This is a genomic window from Methylophilus sp. DW102 (genome assembly GCF_037076555.1).
GTDB classification, from domain to species: Bacteria; Pseudomonadota; Gammaproteobacteria; order Burkholderiales; family Methylophilaceae; genus Methylophilus; species Methylophilus glucosoxydans.
Genome location: NZ_AP029023.1, coordinates 2654294 through 2675302, shown reverse-complemented (window position 1 = coordinate 2675302; position 21009 = coordinate 2654294). Strand labels below are relative to the sequence as shown.

14 protein-coding genes and 1 riboswitch are annotated in these 21009 nt (G+C 50.8%); of the genes, 2 read left to right on the top strand and 12 right to left on the bottom strand.

Annotated features, from left to right (window positions below; all coding sequences use genetic code 11):
* Positions 1 to 142: 142 nt before the first annotated feature.
* Complete coding sequence (locus tag AACH41_RS12690; protein WP_338655480.1) at positions 143 to 3832, top strand: EAL domain-containing protein; 3690 nt, start codon at positions 143 to 145, stop codon at positions 3830 to 3832.
* A gap of 164 nt (positions 3833 to 3996) precedes the next feature.
* Here AACH41_RS12690 and AACH41_RS12685 read toward each other — a convergent pair whose 3' ends face one another.
* The gene (locus AACH41_RS12685; protein WP_338655479.1) at positions 3997 to 4887 is read right to left on the bottom strand and encodes a TorF family putative porin; all 891 of its coding nucleotides are present in this window, start codon (positions 4885 to 4887) and stop codon (positions 3997 to 3999) included.
* 385 nt (positions 4888 to 5272) lie between these two features.
* Between AACH41_RS12685 and AACH41_RS12680 the strand changes: the two genes are divergently transcribed.
* Positions 5273 to 6259 (top strand): helix-turn-helix domain-containing protein, encoded by a 987-nt coding sequence (locus tag AACH41_RS12680; protein ID WP_338655478.1) that lies wholly within the window; start codon positions 5273 to 5275, stop codon positions 6257 to 6259.
* Between the two features lie 15 nt (positions 6260 to 6274).
* Here the strand turns inward: AACH41_RS12680 and eutC are convergent, their stop codons facing one another.
* The 11 genes from eutC to AACH41_RS12625 all read right to left on the bottom strand — a co-directional run bounded on the left by eutC (position 6275) and on the right by AACH41_RS12625 (position 20564).
* Complete coding sequence (gene eutC, locus AACH41_RS12675; RefSeq protein WP_338655477.1) at positions 6275 to 7075, bottom strand: ethanolamine ammonia-lyase subunit EutC; 801 nt, start codon at positions 7073 to 7075, stop codon at positions 6275 to 6277.
* Between the two features lies 1 nt (position 7076).
* Complete coding sequence (locus AACH41_RS12670) at positions 7077 to 8474, bottom strand: ethanolamine ammonia-lyase subunit EutB (RefSeq protein ID WP_338655476.1); 1398 nt, start codon at positions 8472 to 8474, stop codon at positions 7077 to 7079.
* A 66-nt stretch (positions 8475 to 8540) separates the two neighbouring features.
* Positions 8541 to 9887, bottom strand: a complete 1347-nt coding sequence (eat, locus tag AACH41_RS12665) for an ethanolamine permease (RefSeq protein WP_338655474.1) — start codon at positions 9885 to 9887, stop codon at positions 8541 to 8543.
* A 274-nt stretch (positions 9888 to 10161) separates the two neighbouring features.
* Entirely contained in the window at positions 10162 to 10479 is a 318-nt protein-coding gene (locus AACH41_RS12660; RefSeq protein WP_049637670.1) for a multidrug efflux SMR transporter, read from the bottom strand.
* Between the two features lie 405 nt (positions 10480 to 10884).
* Positions 10885 to 12687, bottom strand: a complete 1803-nt coding sequence (gene atzF / locus AACH41_RS12655; RefSeq protein ID WP_338655472.1) for an allophanate hydrolase — start codon at positions 12685 to 12687, stop codon at positions 10885 to 10887.
* Between the two features lie 11 nt (positions 12688 to 12698).
* Positions 12699 to 16298, bottom strand: a complete 3600-nt coding sequence (gene uca, locus AACH41_RS12650) for an urea carboxylase (protein ID WP_338655470.1) — start codon at positions 16296 to 16298, stop codon at positions 12699 to 12701.
* Between the two features lie 209 nt (positions 16299 to 16507).
* The gene (locus tag AACH41_RS12645; protein ID WP_049637673.1) at positions 16508 to 17143 is read right to left on the bottom strand and encodes an urea amidolyase associated protein UAAP2; all 636 of its coding nucleotides are present in this window, start codon (positions 17141 to 17143) and stop codon (positions 16508 to 16510) included.
* A 13-nt stretch (positions 17144 to 17156) separates the two neighbouring features.
* Positions 17157 to 17885, bottom strand: a complete 729-nt coding sequence (locus AACH41_RS12640; RefSeq protein WP_338655467.1) for an urea amidolyase associated protein UAAP1 — start codon at positions 17883 to 17885, stop codon at positions 17157 to 17159.
* 11 nt (positions 17886 to 17896) lie between these two features.
* A complete protein-coding gene (locus tag AACH41_RS12635) occupies positions 17897 to 18679 on the bottom strand; it encodes an ABC transporter ATP-binding protein (RefSeq protein ID WP_338655465.1) in 783 nt (260 codons plus the stop codon).
* Positions 18676 to 19491 carry an ABC transporter permease subunit gene (locus tag AACH41_RS12630; protein WP_313985328.1) on the bottom strand — a complete coding sequence of 272 codons (816 nt, stop codon included), beginning with the start codon at positions 19489 to 19491 and terminating at the stop codon, positions 18676 to 18678. The genes AACH41_RS12635 and AACH41_RS12630 overlap by 4 nt, the downstream gene beginning before the upstream one ends.
* An 11-nt stretch (positions 19492 to 19502) precedes the next feature.
* Entirely contained in the window at positions 19503 to 20564 is a 1062-nt protein-coding gene (locus tag AACH41_RS12625; protein ID WP_338655462.1) for a putative urea ABC transporter substrate-binding protein, read from the bottom strand.
* A gap of 57 nt (positions 20565 to 20621) precedes the next feature.
* Positions 20622 to 20719, bottom strand: a riboswitch (guanidine-I (ykkC/yxkD leader).
* Between the last annotated feature and the right edge of the window lie 290 nt (positions 20720 to 21009).

Below are 21009 nucleotides of genomic sequence, written 5' to 3'. Positions count from 1 at the left end.
ATGAGATCAATTCTCCGGATACCTCATGGATTCTGTGTTTATTTCTGCAATCTGTTTGCATATCACTGCCGTATAAATACAGTTGGGCCTGACAGAACACCTCGCATCCAGTCAGGATATCTTTCATGTTGTCTGGATCCGCATGACACGCCGATGGATTGTTTTAGTCTGCACCGCGCTGCTGGCCATGGTTTGGTCAGCATTCGCCTATGCGGCACCCCCGACTGCGCCTATCCGCTTACAACTCAAATGGCATCACCAGTTTCAATTCGCCGGTTATTACGCTGCCTTGCAACAGGGTTACTACCGTGATGAAGGATTGGCGGTCGAGATTATCGAGGGTAACCAGTCCATCGATCCCTTAAAGCAGGTCTTGTCTGATCAAGCAGATTACGCCATCGGCGATTCCGAAATTCTGATTTCACGCTTGTCTGGCCAGCCGCTAATCGCACTGGCCGCCATTTTTCAGCACTCCCCGTATGTGTTACTGAGTTTGCAAAACAGCGGAATCAAGCGGCCTCAAGACCTGATCGGCAAACGTATTATGCTTTCGGGTGAACATGGCCGTTTGCAATTTCAGGCCATGCTATTCAAGCAACATCTGGATATTCATCAAATGACCCTTCTGCCTTATCGCTCAAATCTGGATGATTTGATTGAGGGGCGCGTGGACGCCATGATGGCCTATGCGATGGATGAGCCCATGCAATTACAGCAAAGAGGCTATGCCCCCGCTATTCTTAGCAACCAGGCCTATGGCGCAGATTTTTATGGCGATGTACTGTTCACGACTGAACAGGAGCTGTTGCAACATCCCGCACGGGTTGAGGCTTTTTTGCGCGCCACCAAAAAAGGCTGGAAGTACGCGTTCAATCATCAAGAGGCCATGGCCAATGCGATAGCCAGCATGCCTGGCGTTGCGCAACGCGACATCAATCAACAGTCTCTGTTGCAGGAGGCGCGTTTAATGGCGCCTTATGTGTTGTCTGAGGTGGTGCCCTGGGGACATATGAATGAAGAGCGCTGGCAGTCGATTGCCCAGACCTATGCCGCGCTGGGGCTGGTTCCTGCCAATGCGCAACTACAAGGCTTTATCTACCACCATGATGTTTCTATAGAACGCCCCTATGTGAACTGGCTAATACGCGGGGTGTTTACACTCGTGCTGGTGGTGGCTGTCACCGTGTTGTGGAACCTGCAAATGCGCAGGCAGGTCTCTGAGCGAACGCGGGCCTTGCAAGAGGAAATAGATCAGCGGCGCCAGACTGAGTATTTGCTCAAAGTGGCGGGCAATGTGGCAAAAATCGGTGGCTGGGTCATAGACCTGCCCACAAAGCGCATGCGCTGGTCTGACGAAGTGGCAGCCTTACATGAATTGCCACCTGGATACTCTCCCAGCCTTGAGGAAGGCATGGGCCTTTTTGTGCCAGCCTATCGGGCGATCATGTCCAGCGCGCTTGAGAAATGCATGTCGGAGGGAACCCCCTATGATCTGGAGCTGGAAAAGGTCACCGTGCATGGCCGCCGGTTCTGGGTGCGCGCAATGGGGCAGGCGTTGCGCGATGAGCACGGCCGGATTGTTCAGGTGCAAGGCTCGTTACAGGATATTACGGCACAAAAACAACTCGAAGCGATCAAGCAGGGACAAGACAAAATACAGGCGATGCTACTGGCAGATATCCCGTTACCTGAAATTTTGCATGCGGCCGTGCAGCTCATCGAGGCGCATTTTTCCGAGGTCTATTGTGTGATTTTACAGATGGACCAGGATGGGCGGCATCTGCATCATGCTGCCTCGCACCGCTTGCCAGCCAGCTACGCACAAGCGATGAGCCAGCTGCCTGTTGCAGGCTATGGCATGCTCAGTTTGACCCAGAACCGGGTGATAGCCGAAGACATCAGCACGCATCCGCTATGGGCCGACTATGCGGACCTTGCGCTGAAACATGGCTTGCGTGCCTGCTGGAGTTTGCCCATCTTCTCACGCAGCCAACGGGTGCTTGGCATGCTGGCGATGTATCGTCAGTCTCGCCACCTGCCAGAGACAGCCGAGCTGGACATGGTCGAGAGTTATGCCCATATTCTGGGGTTGGCGATTGAGCGCGAGCAGGCCGATGAACAATTGAAGCTGTTACAAAGCGGTGTGTCACGGCTGAATGATATGGTGATGATTACTGAGGCGCCGGTACACACCCCTTTACAGCAAAAAATTGTCTTTTTAAATGAAGCGTTTACACGTATCACCGGCTTGGCCGTGGACCAGTACAATCATCTTTCGCCGTTTGAGCTGTTTAAAAACAGTACGCCTGCCAACGATTTGCAACGCATTAAGGAAGCCTGGCAACAGCAATTACCGATTAAAACGGAAGTGGTGACTGTCGACCATCAAGGCAACGGCATTTCATTGGAAATGGATGCCTTGCCGCTGCATGACAAGCGTGGCCGTGTGACGCATTGGGTGGCTGTACTCAGGGACATCAGCGAACGCAAGCGCACCGATGCGCAAATTCGCCAATTGGCCTACTACGACACCATGACCGGCCTCCCCAACCGGCTGTTGCTGCAAGACAGGCTGGCGGCCCATATCCATAAATCCCAACTTAAAAAAACCGGCGGCGCCTTGATGTTTATCGATATTGATAACTTCAAAACACTCAACGATACCCATGGGCATGCGGTAGGTGATGCCTTGCTGATTGAGGTCGCCAAACGCATTAAACACTCTGTGCGGCGGCAGGATACGGTTAGCCGCCTGGGCGGCGACGAGTTTGTGGTCGTGCTCGATAGTTTGGCATCCGCGACGGACCAAGCGGAAAAGCAGGCGCGCAAAATTTGTGAAAAAATCGTAGGCGCCTTTAAAAAGCCGTTCAAACTCAATCACTACCAGCATTACACGACCCCCAGCATTGGCGTCGTCTTGTTTGATCCTGACATGAGTCAGACCGATGAGCTGCTCAGACGCGCCGATATGGCCATGTATAAAGCCAAAGAGGCCGGCAGAAATGGCTACCGGTTTTTTGATGCGCAGATGGAAATCGAGCTCCGTCAGCGCGTGGCGCTGGAGGCGGAGTTGCATGAGGCCATAGAAAAACAGGAGTTTGTCTTGCATTTGCAGCCACAATATAACAGACAGCACCAGATGGTCGGTGCAGAAGCACTGTTGCGCTGGCAACATCCTGAACGTGGCCTGATCATGCCCGGTGAGTTTATTGCCCTCGCCGAGTCTAGCGGACAAATTGTCGCCCTGGGACGCTGGGTCTTACAGCAGGCCTGTGCCTTATTGCAGCAGTGGGCATTTCATCCGCAACTCAGTCAAATGGTGCTGGCCGTGAATGTCAGCCCCAAGCAGTACCTGCAATCAGCATTTGTCACGGAGGTGCAGCAGTTGCTGACGGAGGCCAATATTGCCCCGGGCCGACTGCAACTTGAGTTGACGGAAAGCATGTTGATCGACAATGTGGAAGATATCATCGCCAAAATGACCGCGCTCAAAGCGGCGGGTGTCAGTTTTTCGCTGGATGATTTTGGCACGGGCTATTCTTCCCTGTCTTATCTCAAGCGCTTCCCGTTTGATCAGCTCAAGATCGACCAGTCGTTTGTACGCGACATGTTGCAGGGCCAGGATCATCAAAGTATCGTCAATGCCATTATTTCACTAGGGATCAGCCTGCAACTCGACGTATTGGCCGAAGGGGTGGAGACCGAGGCGCAGCTCGACCTTCTCACCCGTTTGGGATGTAATACGTTCCAAGGCTATTATTTCTCAGTCCCGCAGCGTACGCAGGATTTTGAACGTTTAGTCGCAACCGGACGGTCTGTCATGACAGGCTGATGCTTAGCAGCGCCAGCATCTAACGCACCTTACATAAAAAAACTCCCGGTCAACCGGGAGTATGAGAGAGGACTGTGTGTGGTCGCTAACGGCCTGGAGTGGCGCTCCAGGCTGCGCCAGTCGCATCAGACTGACGCGCGACCACGGATCAAACGCGGCGTTGATCAGAAGGTAGAACTTACTGTGACCATCCAGCGATTATCAGTCAGGTCTTTGGATTTTGTGCCGCCATTAAAGCTGGAGCCACCAAATCCGCGGCTGCTCCAGTAACCGGTATCATCCGCGCCAACGTAGTAAAGACCCAAGTTAATGCCATTGGTATTCGCAATTGCGATATTCTTGCTCAAGCCGATTTTATAGTCTTTGTTATCCGGCACTCCTTTGCCTGCGTCATAGGTACCATATGCGCCTGGCGTTACCCTGGTTGACACATCCAGGATGCCAATATGCCCAACAAGTATCAAATCATAAAATGGCAGTGGATAATTTGCATTCAACTCTAGATAGGTCGTACCTTTGCTCCCACTTTCAAAGCCGGTATTTCTATTAGCACCAAACCAGTCGGTCAGTGTGACCGAGGCTTTTGCACTGATCCAGTCATAGCTGAGTCCCACGTTTGCCTCAACTGTTTCAAATCCCTGATTGGCTGTGACTTTGGTAGTGCCATCACTTAAGGTACAAGTGGGACATTTGTTCCAGTTCCCGCCTGGATAGACATAGCCAATTACACCCGCTGACCAGGCGAGCTTTTCAACTGCAGCAAAACTGCCGTTGTAGCCCGTGTAAATATCAATTTCAGTTGTACTATCGACATAGGTTTGTGGCGAAATACTTGAGCCCCAAACGCCTGCATAAAAGCCGCTCTCATGGGCAATATCAATCCCCGCCTGCACGGCAGGCATGTGCCATGACTGAGAAATACCCCGGGAATAGTAGTCCGACACAAAGGCAATATTTCTGGACAATGTCCAGGCAGATTTTTCTTCTGCTTGGCTAAGCGTGGAGACGAAACTTGCAGAGACGAGTGCAAGAGCAAAAAGGATAGATTTACGCATAAATAGGGTCCCTGTTAATAAATAATGTGAGCTCATTCTGCGGATTGCAGTGCCCTGCGGCTATCCCAAATCGGCAAAGATGCCTATAAAAATGGTGATGCGAGGTTTGAGGATTAGGTGAGCAACCGCATGCGCAGACAGTGCTTTTTGCGCCCATGCAATGCACTAAAAATAGGCGCAGTATGCCTAATTGCACCTGGATTGATAACTTTGTGATGGGGGTAACCACTGCTACGAAATAAAAGCGCACAGGAAATGCTTTGTAAACCTGCATGGCAAGCTGAATGCTGGGCGGTGTGCTAAAACAGGAGAGTTGGAATGTTATTTGCTAACACAGCACTACAGTTAGCTCACACAATAATAAAGCAGACTCAGGGATACCATAATGTTAGAACACTGCGCGCGCACTGCGGCATTATTGACGCTGCCACAGTCAAACTATTTGCATAGGGAAAGTCAGGATTTTGATGAGCAGTCTCAGTTCCTGCAAGGCTGGCATCAGGATTACTCACAGCTCTCGGCCGGGCACTTTAATGGCTTTTTGACCCATGTACACTTGCCTGAGGTGTCATTATTCCTTGAGTTTACTAATCAGCAACTCCATCAACAAGGCTATCTGGATGAAGAGAAAATCTCCATCGGGGTGCCGATGAATAGCATTGAAAAGGGCATGTTTTGTGGCAGCCTCTGCGAGCAGCAGGCAGTGCATATTTTTTCTGGCAGAAACGGTTTTGAGTTTGTCTCGCCCGCAAAACTCACCATCGGCCTGATTGTGATTTCGAGAAAATTTCTGATGCAGTACTTGTCAGATGACGATCAGGAGCGACTGGACCAGCAGTGCAAGAGTGCCAAGATTTTATATTTGAGCCAAACAAAGTATCAGAACCTGGTCCGATTTGTGCGTTCTGTTTTCACGACGCTCAAGGCCCTGCCTGGCTTTATTCAATACCCTACGCTGGTGCAAGAAACACAAATGATGGCTTTGCAAATGGTAGCCGATACATTGCTCTGTGACGATTCGGCGCCAAGGACGGTTTATTATCAGAATCAATCCTGGCAAGTGGTCACCAAAACCAGAAAAATCGTGCGTGAACGCCAGGATGATCCTATCACTGTCGTCGAGTTGTGCGAGTCTTTGGCCATGAGCCACCGTACCTTGCAATATCACTTTCAAAGAACCCTGGAGAAAAGTCCGATCGTCTACCTGCGCACCGAGCGGCTTAATGGTGTCCGCCAAATGCTGAGGCACGCCAATTCTGTGACGGAGGCAGCCACTTCATGGGGCTTCTGGCATTTTGGACATTTTTCGCAGGAGTATAAAAAGATGTTTGGTGAAGCGCCCTCTACCACCTTCAAGCGCTTTCATGGATGAGGTGGCAGTTTAGCGTCATTGGCCGGAAGGCGCGTCTTGAACCATAACGACATCGCTTTCATCTTTGAGTGCAACGCCGGACAATTTTAAACGGTTGGCTTCTTTTGCCAGCCATAACAATTTTTTTGCGGCGGCAGCATAACCCAGGCCATCTGGCCTGACATTGGAAATACAGTTCCTGTCCGCATCACTCCGGCCACGCCGTGGCTGATGCGTCAAATAAATCCCCAGACTATCCGGCGAGCTGAGTCCAGGCCGCTCACCAATCAGCATGGCTACCATGTTTGCGCCAAGCATTTCGCCCACTTCATCGGCCAGTGCAACCCTGGCCTGGGAGGCAATCACCACCGGCCCCAGATGCCATTCCGCAGGGGCTTGCGCATGAATTTCTTGCAATAACGGCAGCGCGTGATTTTTGATTGCCAGTGAAGACAAGCCATCCGCCACCACCAGTAATAAATCAATCGCTTGTTTTGGTTTGGCTGCTTTGAGGAGTAGCCCGCTGTCTTCACTCAGTTGACGGCCCCAATCGGGCCTTAATAAATAAGAAGCCCGGTCTGGTGCCTTGCTCTGAACCTGATGGACATCGACTGACAATGTCGCTTGAATTTGCGCCATCAACGCCTGGGTATCCAGGCCAAGATGAACCGCATCCCTGGCCAATGCATGGCTCAAGCTGAAATCCAGGACTTCTTGCGTAGGCAGGCTGCTACCTACCCTGCCGAGTGCAATCCGCGCTTGCGTAAAGCTTTTAAGCTGTGACCAGGGATCTTCGCTGACGATGCCTGTGCTAGGGGCTGCAGGAGGCTGATGCATATTAAGGGGCACTCATTAATTGCTTGGGTTTATTTTGTAACAAGGCATGGCTATTGTCTACCGGGCGGATCATGCCGGTGTGATCCATCAGGTTCATGCGTTGTAGCCACTGCTCAAACTCCGGTGCTGGCTTCAGGTTGAGTGTTTTACGCAAATAGAGGGCGTCGTGAAAGGAGGTGGTCTGATAATTAAGCATGATGTCATCCGCCCCTGGAATGCCCATGATGAAGGTAATACCAGCCACAGACAGCAAGGTCATCAAGGTGTCCATGTCGTCTTGATCTGCCTCGGCATGGTTGGTATAGCAGACATCACACCCCAACGGCAGGCCCAGCAACTTACCGCAGAAATGGTCTTCCAGACCGGCGCGGATGATCTGTTTGCCATCGTACAGGTATTCAGGCCCGATAAAGCCCACCACCGTATTGGTGAGTAAGGGAGAAAAGTGGCGGGCGACGGCATAGGCACGTGCCTCGCAGGTTTGCTGGTCCATGCCAAAATTGGCGTTGGCCGACAGTGCCGAGCCCTGGCCGGTTTCAAAATACATGACGTTTTGGCCTACCGTGCCGCGTTGCAGTGACAAGGCTGCAGAATAAGCTTCATCTAGAATGGAAAGATTAATGCCAAACGTTTTATTGGCTTGCTCGGTGCCGGCAATCGATTGAAACACCAAATCAATCGGCGCGCCTTTTTCAATGAGTTGAATCTGGTTGGTAACATGGGTCAGGATGCACGACTGGGTGGGAATCTCATATTGGTTAATGACTTCATCAACCAGGTAATATAAGTTCATCAAGCCAGGAATGCTATCGGTGGCCGGGTTGATGCCGATCACCGCATCCCCGGAGCCATACAGTAATCCGTCTAGCAGAGAAGCGGCAATGCCGCGGGCATCGTCGGTCGGGTGGTTGGGCTGCAAGCGCACAGACAGCCGACCCGGCAGACCGATGGTATTTCGGAATGCGGTCGTCACTTGGCATTTTTTGGCGACCAGGATCAAGTCCTGGTTGCGCATTAGTTTGCTGACCGCTGCCGCCATTTCCGGCGTGATGCCTTTGGCAACCCGTGTCAGCGTGGCGGTATCCGTGGTATCCAGCAATAGCCAATCTCGAAAGTCGCCTACGGTGAGATGGCTGATTTCACTAAATGCCTGCGCATCATGCGTATCAATGATCAAGCGCGTCACTTCGTCTTGTTCATAAGGCAGCAACAACTCCTCTAAAAAGCGTTTGAGCGGCACACTGGCGAGGCACATTCTGGCGGCCATCCGTTCGACATAAGTCTCTGCAGCCACGCCTGCGAGAAAGTCGCCAGAGCGCGGCGGTGAGGCTTTTGCCATCACTTCTTTCAAGTCTTTAAACTGATACTGGTGTACGCCGACGCTGTAACTGTAAGCCATCTTTTTCTCACTCTCCAAGGAATCAACAGGGGACTCCTTTACGTACCTTGCATGGATTGTCCGCGTTTAATGGTCAGTCGCGGTGTCGCGTTGCCCTTTTGTCAGGCTGAAATAAATATAGCCCACTGCCATCAGCACGGCAAACACCAGCGCCAATGCCTGATTGTAGTAGACCATGGTCAGCAAACTGATCACGGCAAGGCTCAAGGCAATGGCCGGAAACAGCGGATAACCCATGGTACGGAACGGGCGATCCAGCGCAGGCTCGTTTTTTCTTAGCGCAAAAAAGCTCAGCATCGAAACGATATACATGACGATGGCCCCGAATACCGCCATCGTGATCAAGTTTGCCGTGAGCGTCATGCCATTAAACTGTAAGTCATCACTCAAAATAGCTGCCAGGCCGACCACGGCCCCAGCGATCAACGCGCGATGTGGGGTTCTAAAGCGCGCATGCGTGGCTTCAAAGTATTTGGGCATAAATCCGGCGCGTGCCAGGGCAAAAATCTGCCGTGAGCAACCAAGCAAAATTCCGTGAAAAGAGGCAATCAATCCTAGCAAGCCAATCCAAACCAGCATATGTAACCAGCCACTGTTCTCACCCACCACCACTTTCATTGCCTGTGGAATAGGATCGTTGACATTGGCCAGGGTTCTCCAGTCACCTACGCCACCTGCATATAACATCACGCCTATGGCCAGAAACACCAGCGTCAGAATCCCGGCAATATAGGCTTTGGGGATCGTTCTTCTCGGATCTTTGGCTTCTTCTGCCGCCATGGCCACGCCTTCAATGGCGAGAAAAAACCAAATGGCAAATGGAATCGCCGCCACCATGCCTGGAATCGCTGCGCTGCTAAAAACGTCATTACCTGCCCAGCCATGTGCGACAAAGTTTGTCATCGAGAAACCGGGGGCAACCACGCCCATAAACACCAATAACTCAATAATCGCGAGCAAGGTGACCAGCAGTTCAAAGGTGGCCGCGATATGCACCCCAACAATATTCAAACTGACAAATACAATATAAGCACCCACGGCAAAAAGCTTGGGGTCTATGCCCGGATATTGCACATTCAGATAGGCGCCAATCGCCATCGCAATGGCCGGCGGTGCGAATAAAAACTCAATCAAGGTGGCATAACCGGCAACATACGCCATCTTAGGACCAAAAGCCCGTCTGGCGTAAGCAAACGGCCCACCGGCATGTGGAATAGAAGTAGTGAGTTCGGTAAAACTGAAAATAAAGGTGGTGTACATCAGCGCGATAAAGAGCGTGGTCACCAAAAAACCCAAGGTTCCCGCTTTATCCCAGCCGTAACTCCAGCCAAAATATTCGCCAGAAATCACCAGCCCGACGGCCAGTCCCCATAAATGCCAACCATTCAGCGTTGGCTTTAACGATACGCTCATGACAGCTTCCCCTAGCAATTAAAAATCATGGTCGTATCATGCGAGTTTCGTGTGAATTCAACTATCCCATTTTCGCAATGATGGGTTGCGCGCTGTAGATTGCCTAAGGTTGGGCTTGAATCGTATAAGCTTGGGCAATGGCAACGAAGTAAGCTACATCAGCAAAGTCTGCTTGATCACAGACGTGCTGTTAAAAGAATAAATACGTCGTCTCACGCAAGGTGAGCGTTAAGTGAGCGACCCTTTAGGGCGAGTGCTGTTGCCATTTCATGGTTTATGATCCGGCAACTTTCATGAGTATCAGCCCAGAAATGATTAAGGTTGCCGCAAGCAATCGCAACATTGTGATGGGTTCAGAGAGCACCGTGATGCCAACGATAAATGCACCAACGCCACCAATCCCCGTCCAAACAGTGTAAGCAGTGCCCATGGGGATGGTGCGCATCGCTGAAGACAGCAACCAAAAGCTTCCTATCACTGTAAGCAGCGTCATAAGTGATGGTAGCAGTTTTGAAAAACCATCCGACTCTTTGATCGCGTAAGCGAAGATGATTTCCAGAATGCCAGCGGCGAAAAGTTGTAACCAAGCCATAAACTATCCTAAAGTGAAGCCAAGCTGTCTTGTGAAAACGCAATGGCTGGAGGGCCTCCCCACTGCGCGTGATTACTACAGTACTTTGCCTGGACGATTGTGTACCCTCTGATCAAGCTGGGTACTTTTTTATAATATTGAATACAGCGTCCAGCGCTTTTGCAGAGTGCTCTGCTCAAAGCGAAAACCATTCGACTGTCATTCAAGTTCTTAACCTCCCAAAGCCCGTTGCTGTTAGTTCTGCCGGCGCTTGAACTTCTCCCCAACGTTGAGGCTGAAACGAGGGCGCTTAGCCACGCTGCTCTAAAAATAGTCATCTTTTTGTGTAACATCCTTATTAAAAGCAAAAAAGATTTTTGAATGGATAAGGGAAACGTCAGTGGTCAGCTGACAGACCCAGCAAAGCTATTGGTGTTGCAAGTAATCTCGCCATCCAGAAAACTGAGAGATTTGATCTGCCGTTTCCAGTGCGTAGTCCTCACAAATAAAGCCGGTGACCCACGACCCATCCATCAGTTCAACCTTGCCGAGTCCTAATGGTGCCGGAATATCATTTAGAAAGGCACCTAGCTCTTGGGTGGGGATTTCCCAGATTTCCACCTCAAATGACCGGCCCCCTGTTGCAACTCTTCTTAACCCTGGTCGTTTGGGTGGTGAGCCCGCCAAGGCATAAAACTGGTAAGCAGAGGAGGTCTGTGTTTTCTTGAGCAATTGCCCGCCTTTGTCTTTTAATTGCCAATTCAAGGGCAAACCGTCTAAATGTGCGCCACACACCAGCAGCTGTGAGCGATCATTTTTTGCCAAGGTGGTTGGGGGCGCGGCCATGTGTTCGAATTGACCAATCAGCGGTAGTTTTGAGGTGCGCTGAAAACTGTCAGCAATACTTAAAAGATATTGGTCACAGAATGCCCGCCCAAACAAAGTCACCCCTGAAGGCAGGCCATTCCGCATGAATCCAGCCGGAACCGCTACCGCCGCATAGTCCAGCAGATTCATGAAGTTGGTGTAAGTCCCCAAATCAGAGTTGCGTTTCACAGGCTCTGCCGCTAGCTCAGCCAAGGTGACCGGGCGCGGATAGGCTGGCGTGATAATAAAATCCAGATTGGCAAGAATGGCATCCGTCTTGACTTTTAGCGCTTGTAATTTGTATTGTGCTCTAAACGCTTGCACCGCTGTAGCAGTTGGTGCTTTCTGTAGCACATCTCTGATGACGGGCAGCACCGCTTCAGGAGTGTTCTCAATCAACTCGCCAACGACGCTGTATCTTTCAGCGACCCAAGGGCCCTCGTAAAGAAGCTTCGCAGCCTCCAGAAAGGCACTGAAGTCTATTTCAATGGCGATGCCTCCCATGGTCTCAAGGGTGGAGACTGAGCGCTCAAAGAGGGCCTGACTTTCAGCGCAACCTAGAAACTCTAATTGTTTAGGGACGCCAAACTTAAATCCAGTGGCGGGGATGCCAAACGATCTGCCCGTGTTCCAGCCAACATTGGCACGACTGTATTCGTCATCTGGATCCTTATGCGCAGTGAGTGCTAGCAGTTTGCTTGCTTCCAATGCAGTCGCGGTAAAAAAGGTCGTGCAATCCAGTGTGCGACAAGCTGGCACCACGCCAGCTGTTGAAATTAAGCCCTTGGTGGCTTTCAATCCAATCAGGTTGTTGAGCGTTGCCGGAACACGCCCGCTGCCTGCGGTATCCGTCCCGAGTGCAAACGATGCCAGTCCCAATGCCACTGCCAGCGCGGAGCCTGCACTGGAGCCGCCACTGGGATATTCAGCAAGGACGCTATTGCGGCAGAGTCCATAGGGGGAGCGGGTGCCGTTCAGGCCAGTTGCAAACTGATCAAGATTCGTTTTACCGATGGGGATCGCGCCTAGTGCGATCAACTGCGCAACAATGGTGGCATTTTTTGCCGGGATGTAACTAAACGCAGGACATGCCGCCGTGGTCGGGACACCGGCCAGGTCGATGTTATCCTTGACCGCAAATGGGACGCCATACAGCGGTAAGCTTTCCGGCCCGGTTGCCTCTAGATTTGCCAGATAAGGCGCTAATTCTTCTTCGGTCAGAATGTGGATGAAGAGCTTGTATTCTGGATTTAACTGGAGGGCTCTTTCGCGCAATGCTTGAATGAGTTCACGGGGTGAGAGTGCATGGTTGGCATACGCACTTTTAAGGGCATCCAATTGCAGGTTATATGGGTGTTTCATTTCAATGTCCTTTAAGCTTCGTTAATCACGACCACACACTGCCCGGCTTTGACTGGTGAGCCAGGGGAGACACGTATCTCTGCCACGACACCATCGACAGGTGCTTGGATTTCAATTTCCATTTTCATGGATTCAAGAATGACTAAAGATTCGCCAGCGGTCACCTGTTGCCCAATCTGCACAACGACTTGCCACAAATTCCCAGCAATATGACTCTCCACGCCGATCTGCCCCTCGGCCAAAGTGGATTCTTCAGTATCACTGGCTAAATTTTCATCTATTTCAAAATGGGCCTGGCCAGTGTCAATCCAGCGCTGACGCTCCGCATCGAATGCGGTTTTTTGATGGGTCCTGAACGCTTGAATCGATGATGCTTCCCGCGCCAAGAAGGACTGATATTGCGAAAGATTGAGGCTGGTCTCTTCAATCTTTAATGGATAGCGACCGAGTGGAAAATCACGCCGGATGACAAGTAATTCTTCGGCCGACACTGGGTAAAAGCGAATCTGGTCAAAGAAATTCAATAACCATGGCTTTCCTTCAAACGCAGCTACCTTTTTATAGCGACTCCACATTTGCAGGGTGCGGCCCACAAACTGGTAACCCCCTGGGCCCTCCATACCGTAAACGCACATGTAAGCGCCGCCAATGCCGACGGAGTTCTCGGCCGTCCAGGTTCTGGCCGGGTTGTATTTGGTAGTGACTAATCGGTGCCTTGGATCCAAGGGGGTGGCGACTGGCGCGCCAAGGTAAACATCACCCAGCCCCATGACCAGGTAACTGGCGTCAAAAACGATTTCCTGCACTTTTTGAATATCCGGCAATTCATTAATGCGGCGGATGAACTCCAGGTTGCTCGGGCACCAAGGCGCATCTTTACGCACGGTGGTCATATATTTTTCGATCGCCAATTGGCAAGCGGGATCGTCCCAGGACAATGGCAAATGCACTACCCTGGATGGCACGGTAATGTCTTGCGTTGAACTGAGTTTGCCCCAAATTTCTTGGATCAACGCCAATAATGTTTTTAATGGCAGCTGTTCAGGCTGGTAATGCACTTGCAAGGAGCGTATGCCAGGGGTGAGGTCAATAATGCCGGCAGGATTACTTTGTTCGATGGCTTGCATCAAAGCATGCGCTTTGAATCGCAAAACAAGGTCTAGCTCAGGCGCGCCGATCTCAATCAACAAGTGCGTATCGCCAGATAGTCTTGCGACGAGCTTGGCATCCTTTTCCCCAATTTCCAGCACGATAGGGGTCTGCAGTTCTGCCGCCTGCCAAGATGCAGTGATTGGACTCAGGCCTGCGATTTGTTGCTGTTGTTCTTTAAAAGCCTGTCTGGCGGTGGCGATGGTCACCGGGATAAAGCGAACTTTGTCACCTGCCTTGAGTTGTCCCAAGTGCCATAAATCTGCTTCAATCATCGTCACCGGGCAGACAAAGCCGCCCAGGCTGGGCCCATCAGGCCCGAGAATCACCGGCATGTCACCGGTGAAATCAACCGCACCAATCGCATAGGGGTTGTCGTGAATATTGGATGGGTGTAAACCCGCTTCACCGCCACTCTCTCTGACCCACTCAGGTTTCGGTCCAATCAGGCGAACACCGGTTCTGCTGGAGTTGAAATGCACTTCCCAATCTGTGTTTAAAAACTGATCGATGTAGCGCTGGGTGAAATATTCCGGGGCGCCATGCGGCCCATAAATGACTCGGATCTGTCTGGTCTCAGCAAGGGGAGGGTAGAGGTCTGGCGGTAGCGCGATGCCCGCAGCAGCATCCTCTAATGCTGGCAGGTGGATGACATCCCCGGCCCTTAAAGCGCGCCCCGCATGCCCGCCGAATTGGCCCAGCGTAAACGTACTTTTACTGCCCAAATATTCAGGAATCTCCAGGCCGCCCCTGAAAAGCAAATAGCTGCGGGCGCCTGTTTCGGCAATTTTGCCTAAGGTTAACGTTGACCCTCGCTTGATGTGGAGAGAAACATGTTGTGGCGCCTGCTCGCCATCCACTTTTACCGGGATGTTTGCACCCGTGATAGCGACAACGGCATCCGTATTGAAGCGCAAGGTGGGACCACTCATGGTGATTTCCAATCCGGCGGCACGTTCTTCGTTCCCCAGCAAACGATTCCCCAAACGGAAAGCCAGGCTATCCATTGGGCCTGATGGCGGAACACCGACGGCCCAATATCCCTGGCGACCAGGATAATCCTGAATGGTGGTTTGCGTGCCTGGAACAAGGACTTCAAATGTGTGAGATTGATAGGCTAAACCCTCAAGACAGCGCGTCCAGGGATGGCCTTCTGAAAATGGCTGGTCGGATAATATTTGTCTGAGGTAGTCACGGTTGGTCTCTACGCCGTATAGCACGGTCTCTGCGAGCGCGTCATCCAGACGCTTTCTGGCCTCCTCCCTGGTGGTTGACCAGCTAATCACTTTTGCAATCATGGGGTCAAAATAGGGCGGCACTTCGCAGCCTGCCTCAACCCATGTGTCTACACGCAATGCTTTTCCATCCGCATGTGGAAACGCAACATTGGTCAACAAACCAGGGCTGGGTTGAAAGTCTTTTCCAGGATCTTCCGCATACAGGCGGGCTTGTATTGCGTGGCCATGGGGTTGCAGTGTTTGGCGAATGTCTGACAAAGGCGGTAAGTCGCCAGCCGCCAATTCAATCATCCAACGCACCAGGTCAACACCCCATACTTGCTCGGTAACACCATGCTCTACCTGTAAGCGGGTATTCACTTCGAGGAAATAAAATTGCTCGGCAAGGCTGTCATACACAAATTCTACGGTGCCCGCACTGCGGTAATTAACCGCTTTTGCTAATTTAATCGCCGCTTCACATAGCGCCTGCGCCATGCCGTCCGGCAAGTTGGGCGCCGGGGTTTCTTCTAATACTTTTTGGTTTCTGCGCTGCACAGAGCAATCACGCACCCCCAAGGCAATGACCTCACCTTTGCCATCCCCAAACACCTGAACCTCTAAGTGTCTGGCGCGTTCAATGTATTTTTCAATAAACACGCCAGAGTCACTAAAGTTGTTCTGTCCCAAGCGCCTTACGGCTTCAAACGCTTCGGCAAGGTCGCGTTCGTTCCAGCACACGCGCATACCTATGCCACCACCCCCTGCGGTACTTTTCAGCATGACCGGGTAACCTACCTGCTTGGCTGCAGCGGTCGCCTCGTGCACGCTCTCCAACAACTCAGTGCCCTCCAGCATGGGCACCTGATGGGCTTTTGCAATGGCCCTTGCCGTGTGCTTAAGCCCGAAAACGCGTAATTGTTCCGGGGTTGGGCCAATAAAGGCGATGCCTGCTTGTTCGCAGGCTTCTGCGAACGCTGCATTCTCAGATAAAAAACCATACCCAGGATGAATGGCAGTCGCCCCTGTGGTTTTTGCGACTTCAAGTATTCGCGCTACATTGAGATAAGTATTTGCAGCGGGGCCATCACCTAGGCTAATCGCCTCGTCGGCCTGCTGAATATGTAAACTGGCAATATCCGATTCTAAATAAACCGCCACCCCTTTCACGTTCAGGGCTTTTAGGGTGCGGAGGATGCGGCAAGCAATCGCCCCTCGATTTGCAATCAGTAGTTTATTGAACATACAAATGATCTTCTGAGGGCGGGTCGTCCCGCATGTAAGAAACCACGCTGAGGTCGTCCACAGCGGGATCCACTGGCTAGGTGATCGTTTGGGTAGCCGGCGTGACTTGCTAAAAGCGCACTATTTGGAAAAGTCTGCTCTTGCAACCATTCCTTGATAGAGCGTCGTGAGCATTTTTCTAAAGACAGTGCGCATACTTTTTTTCAGCCTTAATTCCATACAAACACCTCCGCTTGGGTTGGGTTCCATCCATTACATGGGTTGTTAAGTTGTGGGCAATTCGAGATCAACACAATTAGATCCTGGTGCGCTTTTAATTCCACATATTTGCCTGGTGCTGAAATGCCATCTGCAAAGGTCAAGCCGCCCTCCGGAGTGACCGGAACGTTCATGAAGAAGTTAATATTTGCGCCAATATCCCGCTTGTTCAATCTGCCATCATGCAAACATGCACACATGAAATTGTCTCTGCAACTATGCATGTAGCGCTTGTCGAGTGAATAACGCACGGTGTTGCTTTCCTGAGCGCATGCGCCTCCCAGCGTGTCGTGGCGACCGCAGGTATCTGCCACAATCGTGGCTAATGGATTGCCCAGGTTTGAGTACAGCGTTGTACCCGTCGTCAGGTAAACCTTATTCTGATTGCGCATGGTCCGTTGCGCGTCATAACGCTCTCTTGGATTGCTCGCGCTATAAAAAAGGGTATCCACGGCCTGGTTACCTTCACTGTCTAACAGCCTGAATGTCTGTCCTGCTTTGACTTCAAACAAGTAAGGTTCGCCTGCCGGAATGACATGGTGGAAAAAGGCGTTTTCAGCAACTAATTGGCTTGAGATGATGTTCATATTCATTCCTTCCTCACAGGTAGAAGCGTTCAGTGTTATGAAAAGCTCTACCGTTTTCCGGCCGAGACTGTCGACACACTTCACTGATACTTTCACTCTCCGCGTTGCGCCATGACAGTTGCACAGGGCGGGGGTGGTATTCAGGATTGGGATCCAATGGATGTTGAATGGCGGTCAGAATCACCAAGGTGTCCATCGGGGCATACAACTCAACGTAATTGCCTGCACTAGAATGGTTGGGCTCAAAGAACAGGGATCCCTCGTCATCCACGGTCACTTTGCTAAAAAAGTTGACGACCATGAGCAAGTCTTGAAGATCAAGGTTCCATTTACCCATCTCAACCAAAAGATTATCCGTGCCATTGCGATAGAAATTATTTCTGAGTTCCTGATAGCGGCCAACGCCATATTTCGTTAGGACTTCTTGAGCGTTTAATACCCCGCCCAAACTGTCATGCCAGCCGCATGTATCTTCTGTGATGGCGGCGAGTACTCTCCCCATGTCCGAGTAAAAGCAATGTCCTTTTGTGAGCTTGGCCGTGTGTTGTGCTTTTAAGGTGTCTGGTAAGTTCAGCCGCTCGCTGTGTTGATGTGCATTCAACATCATGAGGCTGACATTGGCGTGACCTTCGACGTCTGTCATGCGCAAAACCTGGTCTTTTTTCAGAATGAAGGAGGTGTGACCGCCGCCTGGAACAAGCTCTTCATAGAGGATGTTGGATGTATTTATATCGTTGTTCATGGGTAAACCTTTTAATTCGTTTGATTAAGCACATGGGTGGGCAAGGTCGCCACCTGTGCTTGTTGCTGGTGTCTGTCCTGATTGAGCTTGATGTCGTAGGTGATACGCGCACCGTAGGCTTTGGGTGCATGTGGATCGACTCTGACCTTATCAAATACCATCAATCGGGTGCCCAAATGAAAGCCCTCAGACAAGTCATGGGTGACCATGAAGACCGTCAATTTTGTCTCTTTGCATAGCTCTAACATGAGTGCATGCATATCTTTGCGAATGCCGGGATCCAGCGCGCCAAAGGGTTCGTCCAGCAACAGGATGCGAGGTTGAGCAATCAATGCCTGCGCGATGGCGAGGCGTTGCTGCATGCCGCCCGATAGCGCAGAAGGGTATTGATGTAAATGGTGATCCAGACCGACACGGGTGAGTATTTGCGTGGCCCTCAGTCTTGCTTCTTTCTTTTTAGCTCCCCACAGGCGCCCCCAAAAAGGCGATGCTAAAAACTCCATACCTATGACTACATTTTCCAGAACCGTCAGGTGCGGGAACACCGAGTATTTTTGGAATACCACCCCGCGGGATGGGTCTGGCTCTGCCCGGAGTTTTTGCCCATCCAAAAGAATCTCACCTTTGGTGGGGGTTTCCTGGCCCAGCAACATGCGCAGGAATGTAGATTTTCCGCATCCGGAAGCGCCTACCAGCGTGCAAAACTCGCCTTCTTCAACCTTCAGATTCAGGCCTTCTAAAACGACATGGTCTCCGTAGCTTCGCCACACATTCTTAAACTCTATAAAACTCATGCGTCCGCTCCTTCAGCCCAAGGAAAGCAGACTTGATGCAGTTTTTTGAGGGCATAATCTGTCAGCCAAGCGAGCAAGGTGATCCACAAAACATAGGGCAAGATCACATCCATTGCCAGATATCTACGCACTAGAAAGATGCGATATCCCAGGCCTTCTGTGGATGAGATAGCTTCCGCAGAAATCAGAAACAACCAGGCTGAGCCCATCAGTAAGCGCAGGGAAGTCATCAGTCTAGCCAGCAATTGCGGTAGTACCACCCGTATCATTAACGTCCATGAGTTAGCGCCTAATGTCTGTGCTTTAATGATGATTTCCTTGGGCAATTCTCGTGCCCGTTGTTCGAGGTCGCGCGCCAGCATGGGCGTGAGTCCGATCACGATCAGCATGACTTTAGAGAGCTCATCCAGGCCAAACACGATAAACAGGATGGGAAGAATCGCCAGCGGCGGCACCATGGAGATGATCGCGACCAAGGGGGAGAGTGATGCCCGTAACAACGGGATCGACCCTAATAAAATACCGAGCGTTAACCCAAGCGATGCAACAATGGCTAAGCTCATCCCTAGTCGCTTCAAACTGGACAAGGTGTCATCCAGCATCAGAAAGGTCCCTGTGGAGGGATCTTCTGTAAAGGCCATCAGCTTCAGGGCTTCCCACATTTGAGAAACACTAGGCAGGAGCTTGTCCTCTGGATTTTCAACCAGGCGAAGATGTGAGTTCACCAAATACACAACAATGATCAAGATCATTGGTATTGCGGCAAGCATCCATCTCGTCCCCCTGCTGGGGTGTTGATTAATTAATCTCATGATTGACCTGTTTAGAGCTTGCCATCAACCGCCATTTGCAGATACGTGTCAGTGAATCTGAGTTTGATATTTTTGCTATTACCGATGACGACGCCGTTGGGATATTCAATGCCAATGGCGGTTGCGGATTTTGCTGCAGGCCCCAGCAATCCATTCTCGAAAGAAAAACTAGAGACCTTTTGCATCACCGTTGGCAGTTTCGCGTCCCTGACAAAGGCCAGTGAGGCAGCAGGTTCATAAAACAGGGCGGTGGTGGAAATTTGCTGCATGTATGAATCCAGGGTTGTGCCAGAGTGCTTTGCCATGTATTGCAACGCCTCTTTATCTTTTGCTTTCATGAGTGCCATCACTTCAAACCATGCGCCCGTTAAAGCTTTCCCTAGCGATGGGTTTTTTCGTAAAGTGTCTGTATTGACGACCATCAAGTCGATGATTTCGCCAGGAATCTGGCTGGAGGTGAATGCTTTTGAGGTATTTGGCAGCGCGGCTAACTCAGAGAGTTGAGGGTTCCAAGTTGCCATTGCTTTCACAGAGGGTGTGCTAAAGGCGGCGACAACATCTGCATCTGAGACATTGACTAACTTCAAGTCCTTTTGGGTGAGTCCGGCCTGTTCCAGAGCCCTTGCCAGTAAGTAATGCGATACAGAATATTGAACCAAGTGTACGCTTTGCCCCTTGAGGTCCTTGATCTGTTTATTCGCGCCTTTAATGACAATACCGTCGTTACCGTTTGAATAGTCGCCGACAATTAATGCGGTGGAGTCAACGCCACCCGCCGCTGGCACAACCAACGCATCCAGATTGGCCATACTGCAACCATCAAATTGCCCCGCGGTGTATTGATTAATGGACTCAGCATAATCGTTCAACTGAGTGACTTTAATCGTGATGCCGTATTTCTTTGCCCATTTGGCAACGATGCCTTTAGCTTGCGCATAATCCCATGGCATCCATCCAGCATAAATGGTCCAGCAAATATTGAATTGTTTTTTTGAGTCAGCAGCGAATGCTGTGGTATTGAACAAAGAAAAGCAAAGCAGCGTCAGTGCGATTGTAAAGCGTCGAACTAGCATAGGAGAACTCCAAGTAAATTATTCGGCAAGGGAGCAGCTAACATTCAAAATGTTGCTATCTCCCGGGCTTTTATCCCGCCGTGTAACCTCTTGGAGGTCGTCAGCTCTCGGACCAGCACTCACTCACGTAAGCCGGAACCCTAGCCAACCATTAGGTAATGCAGCGTTCATACCTGCTGCCCCACATGACTAAACTAGCAACTAATATGCCAGTCAGTAAATCCTTGTTTTAAATGGAATTCCTATAAAAGTGATCAATATTTATGCACTTTGATAGTGCGTTAAGTCCAAGTTTGGGCGTGATTAAAATCGTGCAATACGATAAAAATGCAATCATTCACTTGTAAATGACAGAGAAAATACTTTCAGAGAAAGTCAGCCTCACCTCACAAAGGCATGATTACCAAGCGTCTCTATTCAAACTGATCAACCAGGAAAAAATAAA